This is a genomic window from Pseudomonas sp. HTZ2, assembly GCF_033173945.1.
In the GTDB taxonomy this organism is placed as follows: domain Bacteria; phylum Pseudomonadota; class Gammaproteobacteria; order Pseudomonadales; family Pseudomonadaceae; genus Aquipseudomonas; species Aquipseudomonas guariconensis.
The window spans coordinates 2,387,083-2,401,062 of the sequence record NZ_CP137332.1 but is presented as its reverse complement, the minus strand read 5'-3'; the positions used below and the strand labels follow the sequence as shown (position 1 = coordinate 2,401,062).

13 protein-coding genes are annotated in these 13,980 nt (G+C 63.9%); 9 read left to right on the top strand and 4 right to left on the bottom strand.

Features of this window, described 5'->3' with window-relative positions; translation table 11 throughout:
• Nucleotides 1-38 precede the first annotated feature (38 nt).
• From R6G97_RS11095 to R6G97_RS11075, 5 genes are all read left to right on the top strand, one after another.
• Nucleotides 39-1,469 carry a coniferyl aldehyde dehydrogenase gene (locus tag R6G97_RS11095; RefSeq protein WP_197852718.1) on the top strand — a complete coding sequence of 477 codons (1,431 nt, stop codon included), beginning with the start codon at nucleotides 39-41 and terminating at the stop codon, nucleotides 1,467-1,469.
• Between the two features lie 13 nt (nucleotides 1,470-1,482).
• The gene (locus R6G97_RS11090; RefSeq protein WP_070571732.1) at nucleotides 1,483-1,968 is read left to right on the top strand and encodes a twin-arginine translocation pathway signal protein; all 486 of its coding nucleotides are present in this window, start codon (nucleotides 1,483-1,485) and stop codon (nucleotides 1,966-1,968) included.
• 15 nt (nucleotides 1,969-1,983) lie between these two features.
• Complete coding sequence (locus tag R6G97_RS11085; protein ID WP_317848093.1) at nucleotides 1,984-3,582, top strand: GMC family oxidoreductase; 1,599 nt, start codon at nucleotides 1,984-1,986, stop codon at nucleotides 3,580-3,582.
• A gap of 112 nt (nucleotides 3,583-3,694) precedes the next feature.
• Entirely contained in the window at nucleotides 3,695-4,174 is a 480-nt protein-coding gene (gene coaD, locus R6G97_RS11080; RefSeq protein WP_043208653.1) for a pantetheine-phosphate adenylyltransferase, read from the top strand.
• Between the two features lie 109 nt (nucleotides 4,175-4,283).
• Nucleotides 4,284-4,535, top strand: coding sequence for a YfhL family 4Fe-4S dicluster ferredoxin (locus R6G97_RS11075; RefSeq protein ID WP_043208655.1), 252 nt, complete (start codon nucleotides 4,284-4,286; stop codon nucleotides 4,533-4,535).
• A 133-nt stretch (nucleotides 4,536-4,668) separates the two neighbouring features.
• Here the strand turns inward: R6G97_RS11075 and mutM are convergent, their stop codons facing one another.
• Together mutM and R6G97_RS11065 are read right to left on the bottom strand one after the other, a co-directional pair.
• A complete protein-coding gene (gene mutM, locus R6G97_RS11070; protein ID WP_182816963.1) occupies nucleotides 4,669-5,481 on the bottom strand; it encodes a bifunctional DNA-formamidopyrimidine glycosylase/DNA-(apurinic or apyrimidinic site) lyase in 813 nt (270 codons plus the stop codon).
• Nucleotides 5,482-5,487: 6 nt separating this feature from the next.
• Nucleotides 5,488-6,300, bottom strand: a complete 813-nt coding sequence (locus tag R6G97_RS11065) for an HDOD domain-containing protein (RefSeq protein ID WP_178113791.1) — start codon at nucleotides 6,298-6,300, stop codon at nucleotides 5,488-5,490.
• 193 nt (nucleotides 6,301-6,493) lie between these two features.
• Here R6G97_RS11065 and R6G97_RS11060 point away from each other — a divergent pair, with 193 nt between their 5' ends.
• The 3 genes from R6G97_RS11060 to ilvD all read left to right on the top strand — a co-directional run bounded on the left by R6G97_RS11060 (nucleotide 6,494) and on the right by ilvD (nucleotide 10,544).
• Nucleotides 6,494-7,030 carry a type 1 glutamine amidotransferase domain-containing protein gene (locus tag R6G97_RS11060; RefSeq protein WP_043208659.1) on the top strand — a complete coding sequence of 179 codons (537 nt, stop codon included), beginning with the start codon at nucleotides 6,494-6,496 and terminating at the stop codon, nucleotides 7,028-7,030.
• A 172-nt stretch (nucleotides 7,031-7,202) separates the two neighbouring features.
• On the top strand, nucleotides 7,203-8,399 hold the full coding sequence (locus R6G97_RS11055) for a class I SAM-dependent rRNA methyltransferase (RefSeq protein WP_043208660.1): 1,197 nt from the start codon (nucleotides 7,203-7,205) through the stop codon (nucleotides 8,397-8,399).
• Nucleotides 8,400-8,702: 303 nt separating this feature from the next.
• Nucleotides 8,703-10,544: a dihydroxy-acid dehydratase gene (gene ilvD / locus R6G97_RS11050; RefSeq protein ID WP_070571736.1), complete on the top strand. Its 1,842-nt coding sequence runs from the start codon at nucleotides 8,703-8,705 to the stop codon at nucleotides 10,542-10,544.
• A 90-nt stretch (nucleotides 10,545-10,634) separates the two neighbouring features.
• On the opposite strand, the gene R6G97_RS11045 is transcribed toward ilvD, so the two are convergent.
• Nucleotides 10,635-11,690, bottom strand: coding sequence for a phosphorylcholine phosphatase (locus R6G97_RS11045; RefSeq protein ID WP_043208665.1), 1,056 nt, complete (start codon nucleotides 11,688-11,690; stop codon nucleotides 10,635-10,637).
• A gap of 245 nt (nucleotides 11,691-11,935) precedes the next feature.
• Here R6G97_RS11045 and R6G97_RS11040 point away from each other — a divergent pair, with 245 nt between their 5' ends.
• Complete coding sequence (locus tag R6G97_RS11040; RefSeq protein ID WP_317848092.1) at nucleotides 11,936-13,327, top strand: L-cystine transporter; 1,392 nt, start codon at nucleotides 11,936-11,938, stop codon at nucleotides 13,325-13,327.
• Between the two features lie 103 nt (nucleotides 13,328-13,430).
• Here R6G97_RS11040 and R6G97_RS11035 read toward each other — a convergent pair whose 3' ends face one another.
• Nucleotides 13,431-13,946 carry a dihydrofolate reductase gene (locus R6G97_RS11035; RefSeq protein ID WP_043208669.1) on the bottom strand — a complete coding sequence of 172 codons (516 nt, stop codon included), beginning with the start codon at nucleotides 13,944-13,946 and terminating at the stop codon, nucleotides 13,431-13,433.
• Nucleotides 13,947-13,980 lie beyond the last annotated feature (34 nt).

Sequence of the window (13,980 nt, the reverse complement as noted above, 5' to 3'; positions counted from 1 at the left end):
TATATGCTCTAGCCACCGAGCACCCCAGCGGAGCAGCCATGACCTCGCCGTTCACTCAGCTTCCAGTGCATTCCGACCTCGACCTGCCCGCGTTGTTCGACGCCCAGCGCCAAGCCTTCGCAAACAATCCCATGCCGCCGGCGGCCCAACGTCGGCAATGGCTCCGGAGCCTGCGCGAAGCGCTGCTGCAAAACCAGCAATCGCTGATCGAGGCGATCGACCGAGACTTCGATGGCCGCAGCGCCGACGAAACCCTGCTCGCCGAGCTGATGCCGTCGATCCAAGGCCTGCGTCATGCCGAGCGTCACCTGCAACGCTGGATGAAACCTTCGCGACGCACGGTCGGCCTGGCCTTCCAACCGGCCAGCGCCCAGGTGCTTTATCAACCGCTGGGCGTGGTCGGGGTCATCGTGCCGTGGAACTACCCCTTGTTACTGGCGATCGGGCCGTTGACCTGCGCCTTGGCCGCCGGCAACCGGGTGATGCTCAAGCTCAGCGAGGCCTCACCGGCCAGCGGGAAGGCTCTCAAGACCCTGCTCGAGCGCGTGTTCCCGGCGGACTTGGTCAGCGTCGTGCTCGGCGAGGTCGAAGTCGGCCAGGCCTTCGCGCGCCTGCCTTTCGACCACCTGCTGTTCACCGGGTCCACCAGCGTGGGTCGACAAGTCATGCTGGCTGCCGCCACCAACCTCACCCCGGTGACCCTGGAACTGGGCGGCAAGTCGCCGGCCATCGTCTGCGCCAGTGTGCCGCTGGAAACCGCCGCCGAGCGCATCGCTTTCGGCAAAGGTCTCAATGCCGGCCAGACCTGCGTCGCCCCTGACTATGTGCTGGTTCCTCGCGAGCGCCTCGACGCCTTCGCCGAAGCCTACCAACGCGCCATGCGCCGTCTGTACCCGCGCATCGCCGACAACCCCGACTACAGCGCCATCATCAACACCCGGCAACTGCAACGCCTGGAGCGGCTGCTCACCGATGCCCGCGACAAGGGCGCCCGGGTGCTCGACCTGTATGCCGACGAGCCCCGCCAGGGTCGTCGCCTGCCCCCTCACGTGCTGATGGCGGTGAATGACGACATGCAGGTGATGCAGGACGAGATCTTCGGCCCCTTGCTGCCCCTGGTGCCATACGACAACCTCGATCAGGCCCTGGCCTACATCAACCAGCGCCCGAGGCCCCTGGCGCTGTACTACTTCGGCTACGACCGCGCCGAGCAGGCCCACGTGCTGCGCAACACCCATTCCGGCGGCGTGTGCCTGAACGACACGCTGTTGCATGTGGCCCAAGATGATCTTCCCTTTGGCGGCGTCGGCCCCTCGGGCATGGGCCACTACCATGGTCATGAAGGCTTCCTGACCTTCAGCAAGGCCAAGGCGGTGTTGGCCAAGCAACGCCTCAACACCGCCCGGCTGATCTACCCTCCTTATGGCAAAGCCTTGCAGCGCCTGATTTTCAAGCTGTTCATCCGTTGAGCGAGGGGATGCCATGCACCGCCGAGACCTGCTTCGGTTCAGCCTGGGTGCCAGCGTTTTCTTGAGCACCGCCAGCCTGGTCGGCTGTGCGCCGCAGACATCCGCTGCAGGTTTCTCGGTGCTGCGCGAAGACGACTTGCCGATGCTGGCTGCGGTGATTCCGGTGGTGCTCGCCGGCACTCAGGCCAGCGACGCACTGGTACTGCACAGCCTGGATCACAAGCTGGCAGCGCTCTCGCCTGAAATGCTCAAACTCACCCGCCAGTTGTTCGACGTGCTCAGCCTGCCGCTGACCCGTGGACCATTGACGGGCATCTGGGGCAGTTGGGAAAACGCCAGCAGCGCCCAGGTGAACACCTTCCTGCGACGCTGGCGCGACAGTTCGCTGGACATGCTGCGCATGGGCCACGCCTCGCTGCTGCAACTGCTGCTCATGGCCTGGTACGAACGCCCCGAGGCCTGGGCGGCCTGCGGCTATCCCGGCCCACCGAAGATCTGACCAAGAGGCTTGCCCATGCCTGTCGCCGACCCGTTTCGCCAAGGCCTCGCCCGAGGCTGGATCACCTACGATGGTTCACGTCTGGACCAGGACCTGACGCTGGAGGCCGACATCGCCGTGATTGGCAGTGGTGCTGGCGGCGCCACCAGCGCAGAGCTGCTCAGCGCCGCAGGCTTCAAGGTGCTGTTGATCGAGGAAGGCCCGCTCAAGACCAGCAGCGATTTCCACCTGCAGGAAAACGAGGCCTACGCCCAGTTGTACCAGGAAGGGCTCGGGCGCATGAGCAAGGATGGCGCCATCACCATCCTCCAAGGGCGCGCCGTGGGCGGTACCACCTTGGTCAACTGGACCTCCAGTTTCCGCACCCCTGAGCAAACCCTCGAGCACTGGGCCCGGGAGCACGGCGTCAAAGGGCTCGCCAGCGAAGACCTGCACCCTTGGTTCGAGCGCATCGAGCAACGCCTGGGCATCAGCCCCTGGGCCCTGCCGCCTAACCCCAACAACGACGTGCTGCGCCGGGGCTGCGAAGTGCTCGGCTACCGCTGGGCAGTGATTCCGCGCAATGTGCGCGGCTGCTGGAATTTGGGCTACTGCGGCATGGGTTGCCCGGTCAACGCCAAGCAATCGATGCTGGTGACCAGCATTCCCACCACCCTCGACAACCACGGCGAGCTGCTCTATCTGGCCCGTGCGCAGCGATTCGAACATGACGGCAGGCGCATCACCCAACTGCTGTGCCAGGCCCTGGACCGCCGGGGCGTGGAGCCGACCGGGTACCAGGTACGGATCCGCGCACGGCACTATGTACTGGCTGGCGGCGGCATCAACAGCCCAGCCCTGCTGCTGCGCTCCGAGGCGCCCGACCCGCACCGACGGCTGGGCAAGCGCACCTTCCTGCACCTGGTCAATTTCAGCGCGGCCTTGTTCGATGAGCGCATCGATCCGTTCTATGGCGCGCCTCAGTCCATCTACAGCGACCAATTCCAGTGGCGCGACGGCGTCGATGGGCCGATCGGCTTCAAACTCGAAGTGCCCCCGCTGCATCCGGCGCTGGCAAGCACGCTGCTGGGCGCCCATGGCCAGGAAAGCGCCCGGCGCATGGCCGCGTTGCCACATACCCATGTCATGCTGGCGTTGCTGCGCGATGGTTTCCACCCCGAGAGCCAGGGCGGCCAGGTGGAGCTGCGCGGCGACGGCTCGCCGGTGCTCGATTATCCCATCACCGACTACTTGCGCGATGGCCTGCGCCGGGCCTACTTGAGCATGGCGCGCATCCAGTTCGCCGCCGGCGCTACCCAAGTGATACCGGTGCACAGCGATGCCCGCTACACCACAGACCTGCCCCAGGCGCAGGCGTTGATCGACGAATTGCGCCTGGAGCCGTTTCGCACGCGCCTGGGCAGTGCCCACGTAATGGGCGGCTGCGCCCTTGGCGAGGATCCACGCCAGGCCGTGTGCGACAGCCTGGGGCGGCACCACCAGTTGGAGAACCTGTCGGTCCACGACGGCTCGCTGTTCCCCACCAGCATTGGCGCCAACCCGCAACTGTCGGTCTACGCCCTCGCCGCCCGGCTCAGCGACGCCCTGGCCACCCGCCTGGCACGGGGCGCATGACAACGAACGGCCTGGCTGTCTATAGTGCCCTCATTCGGCCGTGCGACTTGGCCGGGCAGCAGTCGCTGCGCTACCATCCGACTCCCCAACGCACTCCAGCCAGGATGACGCGATGAACCGAGTGTTGTACCCGGGTACTTTCGACCCCATTACCAAAGGCCACGGCGATCTGGTCGAGCGCGCCTCGCGTCTGTTCGATCACGTGATCATCGCAGTCGCCGCCAGCCCGAAGAAAAACCCGCTGTTCCCGCTGGAGCAACGCGTGGAGCTGGCCCGTGAGGTCACCAAGCACCTGCCCAATGTCGAGGTCATCGGTTTCTCGAGCCTGCTGGCGCATTTCGCCAAGGAGCAGGGTGCCAATGTCTTCCTGCGCGGCCTGCGTGCAGTCTCGGACTTCGAGTACGAGTTCCAGCTGGCCAACATGAACCGGCAACTGGCCCCGGACGTCGAAAGCCTGTTCCTGACGCCGTCGGAGCGCTACTCGTTCATTTCCTCGACCCTGGTCCGGGAAATCGCCGCCCTGGGTGGCGACATCAGCAAATTCGTCCACCCGGTGGTGGCCGAGGCGCTGACCCTACGCTTCAAGAAGTGACACCCACCGCCTGATCATCGCGCCAGCGTGCACTGCGGGCGCGAATGCGGCACAATTGTGCCCACTGGTTTGATACATGCCCGGGCCAATAGCCCCGGCCGGAGCCCCCATGTCCCTGATCATCACCGACGATTGCATCAACTGCGACGTCTGCGAACCCGAGTGCCCGAACGCCGCTATCTCCCAAGGCGAAGAGATCTATGTGATCGACCCGAACCTGTGCACCCAGTGCGTAGGTCATTACGACGAGCCGCAGTGCCAGCAGGTCTGCCCGGTCGACTGCATCCCTCTGGATGAAGCTCACCCGGAGACCCACGACGAGCTGATGGAAAAGTACAAGCGGATCACCGGCAAGGCTTGAAGCGCTCGGCAAGGGTTTCGCACTTCTTCGCGGGTGAACCCGCACCCACAGATTCTGCGGTGCTCTTAAGACCACCAGTAACCTGTGGCGACGGGTTCACCCGCGAAGGCCCATGAGGCGATCCCAATCATGATCAGCGCTGGCAGCGCGGGCAGTAAACGCTGGCCCGCTGCCCCAGCTTCACTTCCCTGAGCGTCGTGCCGCAGACCTTGCATGGCTGTTCCCCGCGCCCATACACGAACAACTCCTGCTGGAAGTATCCCGGCTGCCCGTCGCCTCCGATGAAGTCGCGCAGTGTCGTGCCGCCCTGCTCGATCGCCGCTGCCAGCACCCGCTTGATCTCGATCGCCAGCCTCACATAACGCGCCCGAGAGACGCCGCCGGCCTCGCGCCGCGGGTCGATGCCGGCCGCGAACAGCGCCTCGGTAGCGTAGATGTTACCCACCCCCACCACCACGGCGTTATCCATGATGAACGGCTTGATCGCCATGCTCCGCCCGCGGGATAACTGGAACAACCGCTCGCCATCGAACAGGTCGGTCAGCGGCTCCGGCCCCAGACGCATGAGCAACTCATGATTGAACGGGTCCAGGCTCCAGAGCATCGCGCCGAAACGACGCGGGTCGGTGTAGCGCAGGGCTAGCCCCGATTCCAGTTCGATGTCTACGTGCTCGTGCTTGCCCACCGGCAAGCCCTGCTCCACCAGGCGCAGGTTGCCCGACATGCCCAGGTGGCTGATCAAGGTGCCGACCTCGGCATTGATCAACAGGTATTTGGCGCGCCGCTGAACGGTGAGGATGCGCTGCCCGGAAAGACGCACATCCAGGTCCTCAGGGATCGGCCAGCGCAGGCGCCGGTCACGCACCACCACGCGGCTGACCCGCTGACCTTCCAGGTAAGGCGCGATACCGCGCCGGGTAGTCTCGACTTCAGGTAGTTCCGGCATGGTCTTTCAGTGTCCGCCCAATTCGCGAATGGTTTGCTTGAGGTGCTCGAAGTCGTACTCCGACAGGCCGATGTAGTCGAGCACCAAGGGCCCGACCACCTGCCACTCATGGTCTTCGGCCTGGTTGCCCAGTACCCGGTAAGAGGCGCAGATGTGCTCGGCCATCTTCAACACCGCGAGCAGGTTCTTCAGTCGAGTATCGCCCGAAGCGTCGTCGCGAAACACTGCCAGGGCATTGTGATGATTGGCGATGGCCGCCGTGATGTGCTCCGGCAGGCGCCAGGACTTGGCGGTGTAGTAACCCACCACCGAATGGTTGGTGTTGAACATGCGGTTTTCGGTGTCCACCACCCGCGTCTGCTCGCTGGCCTGGGCATAGGCGGTTTCCAGCACGCTCATGTAGTCGGGGAAGCGCTTGAGCATCAGCGGCACGCCGCAATCATGGAACAAGCCCAGGGTATAGGCCTCGTCCACGGCCGGGATGTCGGTGTGCCTGGCCAGGGTCAGGCAGGTCATGGCCACGTCCTGGGCGGTGTCCCAGAAGCGATTGAGCGTGACGATGGTTTCATCGCTCATCTCGCCCTTGATCGACAAGGCGTTGATCAGGTTGATGATCGAACCGCTGCCCAACAGCGCCACGGCGCGCTGGATCGAACCGACCTTGTCGGCCAGCCCGAAGTGCGGGGAATTCACCAGTTTGAGCAAGGCCCCCGAGAGCCCCGGATCCTGGGCGATCAGCCGGCAGATGGTGTCCAGGTCCGGGTCTGGCATGTACTGCTCGAACTGCAGATCGACCATGATCTGCGGTTGCGGCGCGATGCTGATTCCTTGCAGGACCTGCTGGATCTGTTCGGGACTGAGTTCCTGGGACATGGTGCACACATACATTGAGGACGGCGAATTCTACCGTCCTCCGCCCGGCAGGGCACCCACCACTGGCGAACTGCGCCGGAACTTTCCCCCACGCCACTGGCCTGCACTCTCAAGACCCACCCTCAAAGGAGAACCTCCCATGAGTGCAATACTGAACGGCAAGCGCGTGGCTTTCTTGGTCACCGATGGCTTCGAGCAGGTGGAATTGACCGGCCCACGCGAGGCCCTGGAACGCAACGGCGCGGTGGTCGATATCCTGAGCGACAAGGAAGGCACGGTGCGCGGCTGGAACCATGACAAGCCCGCTGATGAGTTCGCCGTGGACGCCACCTTCGAAGGCGCCAGCCTGGACCTGTACGACGCCCTGGTGCTGCCAGGCGGTGTGCAGAACTCCGATACCATCCGGATCATCCCGGCTGCCCAGAAGCTGGTGAAAAGCCATGATTCGGCCCGCAGGCCGCTCGCCGTGATCTGCCATGGCGCCTGGCTGCTGGTCTCTTGTGGCCTGGCCAAGGGGCGCCGGTTGACCAGTTACAAGACCCTGCAGGACGACATCCGCAACGCTGGCGGCGAGTGGGTCGACGAAGAAGTGGTGGTCGATGGCAACCTGATCACCAGCCGCAAGCCCGACGACATTCCGGCATTCAGCGAACAGCTGGTCAAGGCGCTGGCCTGAGACGCGGGCAACCCCGTACCCACAGGCTAAGCGGTGTCGCTGGGCACCACTGAACCCTGTGGGAGGGGTTGACCCGAAAAAGCGCTTGTCCGGGCAGCGGAAAACCGACGGGGCAACGCTCAGCGTATGGCCAACACGCTATAATCCCGCTCTTTTTTCCCGGAGCGACGTCATGTCCCTGCCCAGCCTTCGCCTCAAAGCCAATGCCGACCGCCGCCTGCGCGCCGGCCACCTGTGGGTCTACAGCAATGAAGTCGATGTTGCCGCAACCCCGCTGCAAGGCCTGAAGGCCGGTCAGCAGGCCATCCTCGAAGCCGCCAACGGCAAGCCCTTGGGCGTGGTGGCCATGAGCCCGAACAACCTCATCTGCGCACGCCTGCTGTCCCGTGACGCCAAGCTGCCCCTGGACAAGTCGCTGCTGGTTCACCGCCTCAATGTGGCCCTTTCCCTGCGCGAGCGTCTGTTCGACCAGCCCTGCTACCGCCTGGTCTACGGCGATTCCGACCTGCTGCCGGGCCTGGTGGTGGACCGCTTCTACGACATGCTGGTGGTCCAACTGGCCTCGGCCACCATGGAGGCGCACAAGGACGATGTGATCGCCGCCTTGGTGCAGGTGCTCAAGCCCAGCGGCATCCTGTTCAAGAACGACTCCGCCGCCCGTGATGCCGAAGGTCTGGAACGTTATGTCGAGACGGTCTACGGGGAAGTCCCGGACTGGGTCCCGCTACAGGAGAACGGCGTGAAGTTCGAAGCGCCTGTGCGTGATGGCCAGAAGACCGGCTGGTTCTACGATCACCGCATGAACCGCGCGCGCCTGGCCCCCTACGTCAAGGGCAAGCGTGTACTGGACCTGTTCAGCTACATCGGTGGCTGGGGCGTGCAGGCCGGTGTGTTCGGCGCCAGCGAAGTGTTCTGCGTCGATGCCTCGGGCTTCGCCCTCGACGGCGTCGAGCGCAACGCAGCGCTCAACGGTATCAGCGAGAAGCTGACCTGCATCGAAGGCGACGTGTTCGAGGCCCTGCGCGAGCTCAAGGCCGCCGAGGAACGCTTCGACGTGATCATTGCCGACCCACCCGCCTTCATCAAACGCAAGAAGGACCTGAAAAACGGCGAGGCTGCCTATCGTCGCCTGAACGAGCAAGCCATGCGCATGCTCACCAAGGATGGCATCCTGGTCAGCGCCTCCTGCTCGATGCACCTGCCCGAGGACGACCTGCACAACATCCTGCTGACCAGCGCCCGCCACCTGGACCGCAACCTGCAGTTGCTCGAGCGCGGCGGCCAAGGCCCAGACCACCCCGTGCACCCAGCGATCCCCGAGACCCGCTACATCAAGAGCATCACCTGCCGCCTGCTGCCCAACAGCTGACCGTTGCAAGCTGCAAGAGGGTAGCCTCACCGCACCCGTCTTGCAGCTTGTAGTTCCAAGCTCGTAGCTCCAAGCTCAAAACGTACCACCTGTACCTGAACCATTCCCTCGCCGCGCCAGCGGTGTAGAATCGGCCTATTCATCGCCAGACATCCCCGGCGGGTTTATGAGCTCTGGTCGAGCACACGGCGATCCCGTGACGCTTTCGGCCTCATCCGTGCCAGCGGCAACCGGCCTTCGGCGCAAAGGAAAGACAAGCTCACTCCCCATTTTGTGACCTGATTAAGCCGCCAGGAGTGCTTCATGCCTGATTATCGTTCCAAGACTTCCACCCAGGGCCGCAACATGGCCGGCGCTCGTGCCCTGTGGCGCGCCACCGGGATGAAGGACGAAGACTTCAAGAAACCGATCATCGCCATCGCCAACTCGTTCACCCAGTTCGTCCCAGGCCACGTGCACCTGAAGGACCTGGGCCAGCTGGTCGCCCGCGAAATCGAACGCGCCGGAGGCGTGGCCAAGGAATTCAACACCATCGCGGTCGACGACGGCATCGCCATGGGCCATGACGGCATGCTGTACTCCCTGCCGAGCCGCGAGATCATCGCCGACGCCGTGGAATACATGGTCAATGCCCACTGCGCCGACGCCATCGTGTGCATCTCCAACTGCGACAAGATCACCCCCGGCATGCTGATGGCCGCCCTGCGCCTGAACATCCCGGTGATCTTCGTCTCCGGTGGCCCGATGGAAGCCGGCAAGACCAAGCTGGCCAGCCATGGCCTGGATCTGGTCGACGCCATGGTCATCGCCGCCGACTCCAGCGCCAGCGACGAGAAAGTCGCCGAGTACGAGCGTAGCGCCTGCCCGACCTGCGGTTCGTGCTCCGGCATGTTCACCGCCAACTCGATGAACTGCCTGACCGAAGCCCTGGGCCTCGCCCTGCCGGGCAACGGCTCCACCCTGGCCACCCACGCCGACCGCGAACAGCTGTTCCTGACCGCTGGCCGCACCATCGTCGAGCTGTGCAAACGCTACTACGGCGAGAACGACACGTCCGTCCTGCCGCGCAGCATCGCCAGCTTCAAGGCGTTCGAGAACGCCATGACCCTGGACATCGCCATGGGCGGCTCGACCAACACCATCCTGCACCTGCTGGCCGCCGCCCAGGAAGCGGAGGTGGACTTCGACCTGCGCGACATCGATCGCCTGTCGCGTAAAGTCCCGCAACTGTGCAAGGTGGCGCCGAACATCCAGAAGTACCACATGGAAGACGTGCACCGCGCCGGCGGCATCATCAGCATCCTCGGCGAACTGGCCCGCGGCGGCCTGCTGCACACCGACCTGCCGACCGTGCACAGCCGCAGCATGGAAGAAGCCATCGCCAAGTGGGACATCACCCAAACCGATGACGAAGCGGTACACACCTTCTTCAAGGCAGGCCCTGCCGGCATCCCGACCCAGACCGCCTTCAGCCAATCGACCCGTTGGGACACCCTGGACGCCGACCGCGCCGAAGGCTGCATCCGCAGCGTCGAGCACGCCTACTCCCAGGAAGGTGGCCTGGCGGTGCTGTACGGCAACATCGCCCTGGACGGCTGCGTGGTGAAGACCGCCGGTGTCGATGACTCGATCCTGGTGTTCGAAGGCAACGCGAAGATTTTCGAAAGCCAGGACAGCGCCGTGCGCGGCATCCTGGCCGACGAAGTGAAGGCCGGCGATGTGGTGATCATTCGCTATGAAGGCCCCAAAGGCGGTCCGGGCATGCAGGAGATGCTGTACCCGACTTCGTACCTCAAGTCCAAGGGCCTGGGCAAAGCGTGCGCCCTGCTCACCGACGGCCGCTTCTCTGGCGGCACCTCGGGCCTGTCGATCGGCCACGCCTCGCCGGAAGCCGCTGCAGGCGGCGCCATCGGCCTGGTGCGCGACGGCGACAAGATCCTCATCGACATCCCTAACCGCACCATCAACCTGTTGGTCAGCGACGAGGAACTGGCGCACCGTCGCATCGAGCAGGACAAGAAAGGCTGGAAGCCTGCCGAAGCCCGCCCACGCAAGGTGACCACCGCCTTGAAGGCCTACGCCCTGCTGGCCACCAGCGCCGATAAAGGCGCTGTGCGCAACAAGGCGATGCTCGAAGGGCTTTAAGGCCTGAAGGCATAAAAAAACCGGCGCCCCGTGCGCCGGTTTTTTTGTGGGAGCGGGTTTAACCGCGAATCCAATCAAGCAACACAGGAGCTACTGAATCTGCTCCGGCGTCACGATCACCCAGTTCTTGTCCGCCGTCACCGGCAGCCCTTCCTTGGCCTGGGCCGCTGCGTTCTTGGCGATCATCCCGTTCATCTGGTCCATGTACTTGGCCTTGCGGTTGACCCACAGATGGATGCCGCCCTTGTTCACATCGACGCTGTGAAACTGCATGTAGCCATCGCTGGTGGGGGTGTCGCCGCCGACCAGCACGGGCTTTTTCCATTCGTCGATGTAGGTGAGGATGGCGGCCTGTTTACCTGCCATCCAGGTGGCCGGAGTCCACAGGTAGGGTGTCAGCTCCAGCTCCTGATTGGCCTTGGCGTCGTAGTTGCCTTCGCTGATCTGCTTGCGAGGCGTGGTCAACTGCCCGGTGGTGCGGTTCTTGAGCAACAGACTGACGCCAATCACGTTTTGCGGTTTGACGTTGTAGCCGTACTTGGGGTCCGAGGCGACCATGCGCACCAAGTCCTCGGACGCTGCGGAGATCACGTACACGTCGATCCCGTTTTCCATCAGCTTGTTGTACAGCTCTGTCTGCCCGGTGAAGACCTTCGGCGGCTGCACCTCCATCTGCTTGACCTGGTCGCCGTCGTAATAGGTGGTCGGGATCGGCTTGCCGGAGGCCATCAGCTCATCGACTTGCACCTTCAGTTCCTTGAGGGTGAAGCCTGAAAACACCTGGGCCACCCAGGGATAGCAGACCATGTCGTCGATTTCGCAGAGGCGGTAGTAGTAACTGAACAGGCTCTCCTTGTGATCAGCGGTGTCCTTGAACGGGATCAGCTTCAGGGAGGGGTCGAGCTTGTCGCGGGTGATCAGCCCTTTGTTTTCCATGAACGGCAGCAGGGACTCTTCCAGGTCGAAGCGGTAACTGGTGTTGTCCATGTCGAACACCGCGTAGTTACCTTTGTTGGCATTGGCGGCGATCATGCTGTCCAACTGCTTGGCGGCCTCTGCGGGCCAGTGCTTGAGCTCGGTGGCCCAGGTCTCGACGCTCAGCAGCAGGGCCAGGCCCGCCGCGAGTACTTTCGGAGCAGACTTCATTGCAAGTTCTCCTGAACAGTGGACCTGCAACGCTAGACAAACCCCCGCCACTACAAGGGCCCGACAGCGACGTCGAACCTTCTCCACGCGCCACGTGATGTTCCAGGTGCGACGCCTTTATATTCCAGAAACGACTAAGCACATTCGATTTGGGTATAAATTCGTTTGTTTTCAGGCTGTTAGCATTTGCGTTCGCAATCGCTCAATCAGAGGCGATGCCTCTTGTGCTTTACCCTGGAGCTTCAATGAACCTGCCGTTGTCACTCAACCTGCTGGCCCTCGTGGTCTTGTTACTGGGCCTTTCGCAAACCCGCCGTACCGACTGGAGCCTGGCCCGGAAAGTCCTGCTCGGCCTGGTGCTGGGCGTATCGTTCGGTCTGGTGCTACACACGCTCTATAGCGCGGGCCATCCGGTGCTCAAGGCGACGATCGCCTGGCTCGACCTGGTCGGCAACGGTTACGTGGGCCTGTTGCAGATGATCGTGATGCCGCTGATCTTCGCCTCGATCCTCAGCGCCGTGGCTCGCCTGCACAACGCATCGTCCCTGGGCCGGATCAGCGTGCTGAGCATCGGCATCCTGTTGCTGACCACCGCGATCGCGGCGCTGATCGGCATCACCCTGACCAACCTCTTCGGCCTGAGCGCCGACGGCCTGGTGGCCGGCGCCCAGGAAACCGCGCGGCTGCAAACCATCCACAGCGACTACGCGGGCAAGGTCGCCGACCTCAACATCCCGCAGTTGCTGCTGTCGTTCATCCCCACCAACCCGGTGGGTGACCTGGCGCGGGCCAAGCCGACCTCGATCATCAGCGTGGTCATCTTCGCTGTGTTCCTGGGCCTGGCTGCCTTGCAACTGATCAAGGACGACGCCGACAAGGGCAACCGCGCCTTGGCGGCCATCGATACCCTGCAGGCCTGGGTGATGCGCCTGGTGCGCCTGGTGATGAAGCTCACTCCCTACGGCGTGCTGGCGCTGATGGCCAAGGTGGTCGCCAGCTCCAACCTCGAGGACATCCTCAAGCTGGGCAGCTTCGTGGTGGTGTCGTACCTGGGCCTGGGCCTGATGTTCGTGGTGCATGGCGTGATCCTGACCGCGACCGGCGTCAGCCCGCTGCGCTTTCTGCGCAAGGTCTGGCCCGTGCTCACCTTCGCCTTCACCAGCCGCTCGAGCGCAGCCAGCATCCCGCTGAACATCGAAGCGCAGACCCGGCGCCTGGGCGTTCCGCCGTCCATCGCCAGCTTCAGCGCCTCGTTCGGCGCCACCATCGGCCAGAACGGCTGTGCCGGCCTGTACCCGGCCATGCTGGCGGTGATGGTCGCGCCTGCGGTGGGCATCGATACCTTCGACCCACTGTGGATCGCCACCTTGGTGGCCATCGTCACCCTCAGCTCGGCAGGTGTAGCCGGTGTGGGCGGCGGCGCGACCTTCGCTGCGCTGATCGTGCTGCCCGCCATGGGCCTGCCGGTGGAGCTGGTGGCGTTGCTGATTTCCGTGGAGCCGCTGATCGACATGGGTCGCACTGCATTGAACGTGAACGGCTCCATGACGGCAGGCGTAGTCACCAGCCAGTTGCTCAAGCAGACCGACCAGCAGGTGCTGGCCGATGATGCCCATGCCGAACTGAGCCATTCCTAGCTCCGTGGCGACTGCTTCGCGGAAATCCGCGCCCACAGGGTTGGTGGTGATCCTTGCGGGAGCGGGTTCACCCGCGAAGGGCTGCAAAGCAGCCCCGGTAGTTTCAAACCTTGTCCCACACCTCGAAGTGATACGCAGGCTTGCCTTCCTCGGCCTGCGGCTCACTCGACACCAAGCGCCAGTGAGCCTTGTCGAACTCAGGGAACCACGCATCCCCCTCCGGCGATAGCTCCACCCGGGTCAGGTACATGCGGCTGACCAAGCCCTTCTCCAGCGCTTGCCCGTACAACTGCGCCCCGCCGATCAACATAAGCTCGCCGACGCCCTGTTCCCGCGCCCACTGCTCGGCCCGTACCCGAGCTGCCTCCAGCGAGGGAAACACCTCGGCGCCCTGCAATTGCAGGCCCGGCTGGCGGCTGACCACGATGTTCAGGCGCCCCGGCAAGGGGCGGCCCAGCGAATCCCAGGTCTTGCGCCCCATGATGATGGGCTTGCCCAGGGTGGTGGCCTTGAAGTACTTGAAGTCCCCCGGCAGGTGCCAGGGCATGGTGTTGTCGATGCCGATCACACGGTTCTCGGCGAGTGCCGCGATCAGGCTGAGGGGGAGTGATGTATTCATGGTGGCGAGGATAGCACCCGACGCCTGGGTTATG

Excerpts from the sequence above, each read along its gene's own strand:
- coaD (WP_043208653.1), top strand. The coding sequence starts at position 3,695 with ATGAACCGAGTGTTGTACCCGGGTACTTTCGACCCCATTACCAAAGGC.
- R6G97_RS11045 (WP_043208665.1), bottom strand. The coding sequence starts at position 11,690 with ATGAAGTCTGCTCCGAAAGTACTCGCGGCGGGCCTGGCCCTGCTGCTG.
- R6G97_RS11075 (WP_043208655.1), top strand. The coding sequence starts at position 4,284 with ATGTCCCTGATCATCACCGACGATTGCATCAACTGCGACGTCTGCGAA.
- R6G97_RS11060 (WP_043208659.1), top strand. The coding sequence starts at position 6,494 with ATGAGTGCAATACTGAACGGCAAGCGCGTGGCTTTCTTGGTCACCGAT.
- mutM (WP_182816963.1), bottom strand. The coding sequence starts at position 5,481 with ATGCCGGAACTACCTGAAGTCGAGACTACCCGGCGCGGTATCGCGCCT.
- R6G97_RS11090 (WP_070571732.1), top strand. The coding sequence starts at position 1,483 with ATGCACCGCCGAGACCTGCTTCGGTTCAGCCTGGGTGCCAGCGTTTTC.
- R6G97_RS11085 (WP_317848093.1), top strand. The coding sequence starts at position 1,984 with ATGCCTGTCGCCGACCCGTTTCGCCAAGGCCTCGCCCGAGGCTGGATC.
- R6G97_RS11095 (WP_197852718.1), top strand. The coding sequence starts at position 39 with ATGACCTCGCCGTTCACTCAGCTTCCAGTGCATTCCGACCTCGACCTG.
- R6G97_RS11055 (WP_043208660.1), top strand. The coding sequence starts at position 7,203 with ATGTCCCTGCCCAGCCTTCGCCTCAAAGCCAATGCCGACCGCCGCCTG.
- ilvD (WP_070571736.1), top strand. The coding sequence starts at position 8,703 with ATGCCTGATTATCGTTCCAAGACTTCCACCCAGGGCCGCAACATGGCC.
- R6G97_RS11035 (WP_043208669.1), bottom strand. The coding sequence starts at position 13,946 with ATGAATACATCACTCCCCCTCAGCCTGATCGCGGCACTCGCCGAGAAC.
- R6G97_RS11040 (WP_317848092.1), top strand. The coding sequence starts at position 11,936 with ATGAACCTGCCGTTGTCACTCAACCTGCTGGCCCTCGTGGTCTTGTTA.